The 6,438-nt window shown below is 71.3% G+C and carries 5 protein-coding genes and 2 pseudogenes; all 7 read left to right on the forward strand.

Annotation, left to right across the window (positions count from 1 at the left end; genetic code table 11):
• A pseudogene (locus tag IH13_RS36885) lies at positions 1 to 479 on the forward strand (hypothetical protein); the annotation flags it as partial.
• A 313-nt stretch (positions 480 to 792) separates the two neighbouring features.
• A complete protein-coding gene (locus tag IH13_RS0107035) occupies positions 793 to 1,449 on the forward strand; it encodes a GntR family transcriptional regulator (RefSeq protein ID WP_031082003.1) in 657 nt (218 codons plus the stop codon).
• Between the two features lie 50 nt (positions 1,450 to 1,499).
• Positions 1,500 to 2,402: a dihydrodipicolinate synthase family protein gene (locus tag IH13_RS0107040; RefSeq protein WP_031082005.1), complete on the forward strand. Its 903-nt coding sequence runs from the start codon at positions 1,500 to 1,502 to the stop codon at positions 2,400 to 2,402.
• Complete coding sequence (gene araD / locus IH13_RS0107045; protein WP_031082007.1) at positions 2,399 to 4,138, forward strand: L-arabinonate dehydratase; 1,740 nt, start codon at positions 2,399 to 2,401, stop codon at positions 4,136 to 4,138. Before IH13_RS0107040 ends, araD begins: the two co-directional genes overlap by 4 nt.
• 128 nt (positions 4,139 to 4,266) lie before the next feature.
• A pseudogene (locus IH13_RS36890) lies at positions 4,267 to 5,179 on the forward strand (carbohydrate ABC transporter permease).
• Complete coding sequence (locus IH13_RS0107055) at positions 5,176 to 6,087, forward strand: carbohydrate ABC transporter permease (protein WP_031082008.1); 912 nt, start codon at positions 5,176 to 5,178, stop codon at positions 6,085 to 6,087. Before IH13_RS36890 ends, IH13_RS0107055 begins: the two are co-directional and overlap by 4 nt.
• The coding region (locus tag IH13_RS0107060) for a Gfo/Idh/MocA family oxidoreductase (RefSeq protein WP_158791071.1) at positions 6,084 to 6,438 on the forward strand (355 nt) is incomplete at its 3' end. The genes IH13_RS0107055 and IH13_RS0107060, both read left to right, overlap by 4 nt.

Consider the following 6,438-nt stretch of genomic DNA (forward strand, 5'->3'; position numbering starts at 1 on the left):
CGGCGGCCCCTGGAGCCGGTCTGGGCCGGGAGGGGCTCCGACGCCTCGGGCTGGTCCGGTGTGCGCGCACTGCTCGGCGCGGACCTCGCCGACACCACCCGGCGGTGGCGCGACCAGGTCGCCCGCCCGCCGGCTTCCAGGTCCTGCTGCACGCCGACCCGGCCCCCCACCGCACGGGCGCCAACGTCGGGGTGGACCCCGCGCACATCCTGTCCACGGCGGACGGCGTGGTGCTGCCCTGCACCGGCTCCGACGCGGTGAGGGAGGCCGTCCTGGGGCCGTTCGCCGGGCTCGGCGGGGTGCTGGCCGCCAACTTCGGTGTCGTCAGCGGCATGGGCGGCAGCCCCGCCACCCTGGAGCGGGACGCGGCGCACGCCCGCTCGCTCGGCGCGGCCGAACTGCGCCTTTACCACGCCGGACTGGCCTCCGGACCGGACCTGGACGCCGTCGCGAGCGCCCTCACCCGCATCACCGGGTGACCCGGTCGGGGCCGGGCGGCAGGCGTGCACCGCCTGCCGCCGGCCCCGCCCCGTTCCGGCCCGCCGGCCCCGCCACCGCGGTCGCGGCGATCAGCACACCGGGAGACGGAACGGCACCGGTCGCCGCGTTCGCCGCCCTTCGCGCCCGCACGGCTCAGGGCGGCGGTCCGGAGCCGGACACCCCGGCGCACGTCTCCGGAACATCTTTCGTCAGAAGCGTTGACGAAACATGGGGGGCGCTCTAGCTTCATCGCGTCGTACTTCGTACGTCATATATGAGACGCGATACGCGAGATGCGAGAGCCCTGCACCCATGACCTTTGCGCCTGCCCCGATCCCGTCCCGCACCCAGTACGTGCTGGAGGCGATCAAGCACGCCATCCTCACCGCGCAGCTGAGACCGGGCCAGGCGCTCGTCGAGACGGAACTCGCCGCGCAGTTCGGAGTGTCGAAGACACCGGTGCGGGAGGCGCTGAAGACCCTCGCCGGCACGGGGCTGGTGGTCATGAGCCAGTACAAGGGCGTCACCGTGCGGCTCGTGGACGCGGCCATGGCCCGCGAGGTGTACGACGTCCGCCTGCTCCTGGAACCCGAGGCGCTGCGCCGTTCCATCACCCGCAGGGCCTCGCTCGAAGCGGCCCAGGAGGCCCTGGAGCGCGCCGACTCGGCGATCGACAAGGCGGACAGGTCGCTGGCCAACCGGGACTTCCACCGGGCGCTGTACCTGCCCTGCGGCAACCCGCTGCTGGCCAGGATGCTCGACGAGATCCGCGACCAGGCCGCACTCGTGTCGACCGTCGCCTGGTCCGCCAACCCGTCCTGGGAGCGCGAGGCCGCCGAACACCGGGAGATCCTCGCCCTCGCCCTCGCCGACGACGCCCCGGCCGCGGCCGGGGCCCTGCACGACCACATCGCATCGTTCGTACGCCGCGCGTTCCCCGACGACGAAGACGGGGGTGACACGGCGTGAACCACCCGCTGGACCTGAACCACCAGCACCTCGACGAAAGGCCAGTCCGCATGGACCTCTCCCCGCTCAAGGCGGCCCTCGCAGACGTTGTGGCGATCCCGGTGACCCCGTTCGCCGAGGACGGGACCATCGACACCGCGGTGCACCGCGCCCTGCTGCGCCGGCTCCTCGACGGCGGTGTCCGCATCGTCACCCCGAACGGCAACACCGGGGAGTTCTACGCGCTCACCCCCGACGAGCGGCGCATGGTCACCGAGCTGACCGTCGAGGAGGTGGCCGGCCGGGCCACCGTCCTGGTGGGCGTGGGCCACGACGTGCCGACCGCCGTGGCCGCCGCCGAGCACGCCAGGGACGCCGGGGCCGAGATGGTGATGGTGCACCAGCCGGTGCACCCCTACGTCTCGCAGGACGGCTGGATCGACTACCACCGGGCCATCGCCGAGGCGGTCCCCGAGCTCGGGGTCGTCCCGTACGTCCGCAACCCGCTGCTCGCCGGCGCCCGGCTCGCCGAGCTCGCCGACAGCTGCCCCAACGTCATCGGCGTGAAGTACTCGGTCCCGGACGCCGCCCGCTTCGGCGCGTTCGCCCGGGACGCCGGCCTGGAGCGGTTCGTCTGGGTCGCCGGACTCGCCGAGCTGTACGCCCCCTCCTACTTCGCCTCCGGCGCCACCGGATTCACCTCCGGCCTCGTCAACGTCGCCCCCGGGGTCTCCATGGCCATGCTGGAGGCACTGCGGGCCGGTGACTACACCGCGGCGATGAAGGTCTGGGAGCAGATCCGCCGCTTCGAGGAGCTGCGCGCCGACCGGCAGTCCGCCAACAACGTGACGGTCGTCAAGGAGGGCCTGGCCGCGCTGGGCCTGTGCCGCCGGGACGTACGCGCACCGAGCCGGGTGCTGCCCGAGGCGCAGCGCGCCGAGGTCGCCGACCAGGTCGCCGGGTGGTCGATATGACCGAGGGCACGGACCGCCGCATCTCCCCCGAGGAGCTGCGCAGCCACCAGTGGTACGGCACGGACGGGCTGCGCTCGTTCAGCCACCGGGCCAGGACCCGGCAGCTCGGCTACCTCCCCGAGGAGCACCTCGGCAAGCCGGTCGTCGCGATCCTGAACACCTGGTCGGACATCAACCCCTGCCACGTCCACCTGCGCGACCGCGCGCAGGCCGTGAAGCGGGGCGTCTGGCAGGCGGGCGGCTTCCCGCTGGAGTTCCCGGTCTCCACCCTCTCGGAGACCTTCCAGAAGCCCACCCCGATGCTCTACCGCAACATGCTCGCGATGGAGACCGAGGAGCTGCTGCGCTCTTACCCGGTCGACGGGGCGGTGCTGCTGGGCGGCTGCGACAAGTCGACGCCCGCTCTGCTGATGGGCGCCGCCTCCGTGGACCTGCCCACGGTCTTCGTGCCCGCCGGGCCGATGCTGCCGGGCCACTGGCGCAACGAGGTCCTGGGCTCCGGCACGGACATGTGGAAGTACTGGGACGACAAGCGGGCCGGGCTCATCGGCGACTGCGAGATGGGCGAACTGGAGAACGGGCTCGCCCGCTCGCCCGGCCACTGCATGACGATGGGCACCGCCTCCACCCTGACGGCCGCCGCCGAGGCGCTCGGCGTCACCGTGCCCGGCGCGTCCTCCATCCCGGCCGTCGACTCCGGGCACGACCGGATGGCCGCGCAGTCCGGTCTCCGGATCGTCGAACTGGTGTGGCAGCAGCTGACGTTGTCGAAGATCCTCACCGCCGACGCGTACGAGGACGCCGTCGCCACCGTCCTGGCGCTCGGCGGCTCCACCAACGCCGTGATCCACCTCATCGCGATGGCCGGCCGCTCCGGGGTGAAGCTCACCCTGGACGACTTCGACCGCATCGCCCGCACCGTCCCCGTCCTCGCCGACCTCCGCCCCGGCGGGAGGTACCTGATGGAGGACTTCCACTTCGCCGGCGGACTCCCCGGCTTCCTGTCACGGCTCACCGACGTCCTGCACCTGGACCGCCCCACCGTCGCGCACCCCACGATGCGCGAGCAGATCCAGGGGGCGCTGGTGCACAACACGGACGTCATCCGGGAGCGCGCGGACCCGCTGGCCGAGGAGGGCGGAGTGGCGGTGCTCCGCGGCAACCTCTGCCCCGACGGCGCCGTCATCAAGCACATCGCCGCCGAGCCGCACCTGCTGCGCCACACCGGGCCCGCCGTCGTCTTCGACGACTACCAGGAGATGCAGCGCACCATCAACGACCCGGCCCTGGCGCTCACGGCGGACCACGTGCTGGTCCTGCGCAACGCCGGGCCCAAGGGCGGGCCGGGCATGCCCGAGTACGGCATGCTGCCGATCCCGGACTACCTGCTGAAGCAGGGCGTACGCGACATGGTGCGGATCTCCGACGCCCGGATGAGCGGCACCAGTTACGGGGCGTGCGTACTGCACATCGCCCCCGAGTCCTTCGTCGGCGGACCGCTCGCCCTGGTGCGCACCGGCGACCTCGTCACCCTCGACGTCGAGGCGCGGCTGCTCCACCTCGACGTCACCGACGAGGAGCTGGAGGTCCGCAGGGCCGCCTGGACCCCGCCGCCCGCCCGCTACGGGCGCGGTTACGGCGCGCTCTACCAGGACCAGATCACCCAGGCCGACACGGGATGCGACTTCACCTTCCTGGCCCGGCCGGGAGAAGTGCCCGACCCGTACGCGGGCTGACCCCGGCGAACAGAATTCCGCGCGCCACCCCGTCCGGGACACCGAACGGCGTGGAGTAAGCGCTTGCACCCCACCGAACACGGCACCCCCAGCACCTCCCCGCACATCCCAGAGATCGGAGACGCGTCATGGCCCAATCCGCAGCCGTGGCCACACCGCCGCCCAAGGAGAAGGCGCCCCGGCGCCGCTCGGCGAGCCCCCGCCGCCTGCCGTATCTGCTGATCGCACCCGCGGGCCTGCTGATGCTGGGCTTCATCGCCTACCCGGTGATCAGCGTCTTCTACTACAGCCTGCAGAACTACAACGTCACCAAGCCGTGGCGGAACGGCTTCGCGGGGCTCGACAACTTCAAGCGGATCTTCACCGAGGACGACCAGTTCTGGTCCACGCTCGGCTTCAGCGCCCAGTGGGTCTTCACCCAGGTCAGCCTGCAGCTCGTCCTCGGCCTGGCACTGGCCCTGATCGTCAACCAGAGCTTCGTCGGGCGCGGCATCTCCCGGGCCATGGTGTTCTCGCCCTGGGCCGTCTCCGGCGTCCTGACCAGCACCATCTGGATTCAGCCGCTACCTCGCGGACGCCGGGATCGGCGAGTACGGCACCTCGGTGCTCTCCGACACCGGGACCGTGTTCTGGGCGGCCACCGTCTCCGAACTCTGGCGCGGCGTCCCCTTCTTCGCCATCCTCATCCTCGCCGACCTCCAGTCCGTCTCCAAGGAGCTCTACGAGGCGGCCGCGGTCGACGGCGCCGGCCGGATGCGGCAGTTCTTCCACATCACACTCCCGCACCTGCGCGACGCGATCATCCTCGCCACCCTGCTGCGCGGGGTCTGGGAGTTCAACAACGTCGACCTGCTCTACACCCTCACGGGCGGCGGACCGGCCGGTGAGACCACCACACTCCCGCTCTACGTCGCCAACACCGGCATCGAGGGCCACGACTTCGGATACGCCTCCGCGCTCACCACCGTCGCCTTCGTGATCCTCCTCTTCTGCTCGATCGTCTACCTGCGCCTGAGCAAGTTCGGAGGCGACCACAAGTGACTGCCGCACTCGCAGAGAAGAACAGCGCCCCGGGACAGGCGGTGCGCCCCGGCGCCCCGCCGCCCGCCACCACCCGCCGCACCAGGCGCGAGCGCGCCTTCGACGACGTACCGCGCTGGCAGATCTACCTGCCGCTCGGCATCTACCTGGTCTTCACGCTCATCCCGTTCTACTGGATGTTCCTCTTCGCCGTACGGCCCTCCGGCTCCACCTCGCTGGTGCCCTGGCCCATGACGGGAGAGCACTTCGACAAGGTCTGGAACGAACGCAGCTTCGGCCTCTTCTTCCAGAACAGCATGATCGTCGGCATCGCGACCCTGATCGCCACGACCCTCGTCGCGCTGGCCGGCGGCTACGCGCTCGCCCGCTTCGACTTCAAGATCAAGGGCGGCTTCATGCTGGCCCTGCTCTGCTCGCAGTTCATCCCGGGCGCGCTGATGCTCGTACCGCTCTTCGAGATCTTCAAGAACCTCCAGCTGATCAACTCCCTGGTGAGCGTGGTCATCGCGGAGACCGTCTTCCAGCTCCCCCTGTCGATCATCCTGATCAGCGGCTTCATCAAGAACGTCCCGGTCACCCTGGAGGAGGCCGCCTGGGTCGACGGCTGCTCCCGCTTCCGGGCCTTCTGCGCGGTCGTGCTGCCGCTGCTGCGCCCCGGGCTGATCGCCGTGGGCTCCTTCGCCTTCGTGCACAGCTGGAACCACTTCCTGTTCGCCCTGATGTTCCTCAGCGAGCAGGACAAGCAGACGATCCCGGTCGGCCTCAACACCCTCATCGGCGCGGACAGCGTCGACCTCGGGGCGCTGGCCGCGGGCGGGGTGATCGCCGCGGTGCCCGTGGTGATCGTCTTCGCCTTCATCCAGAAGTGGCTCGTCACCGGCTTCAGCGCCGGCGCCGTGAAGGGATGACGGACATGCCGACCCACGCCACCACCCCCCTGCCGGTCGTCCTCGCCGGTGCCCGAGGGCACGGCCGCTGGCACCTCGCCAACATCCGCCGCCTCCAGCACCAGGGACTGGTCCGGCTGGCCGGGGTCTGCGAACTCCAGCCGCTCACCGACGCCGAACTCGCCGCCTTCGCCGGTGAGACGCCCGAGCAGTCCGCCGACTTCGGGGCCCTCCTGGACTCCACCGGGGCCCGCGCCGCCGTCATCTGCACCCCCATCCCGACCCACACGGACCTGGCCCTGACCGCGGCGGCCCGCGGCGTCCACCTCCTGCTGGAGAAGCCGCCCGCCGCCACCTGGGCCGACTACGCCC

The organism is Streptomyces sp. NRRL WC-3549 (assembly GCF_000721935.1).
Lineage (GTDB): Bacteria > Actinomycetota > Actinomycetes > Streptomycetales > Streptomycetaceae > Streptomyces.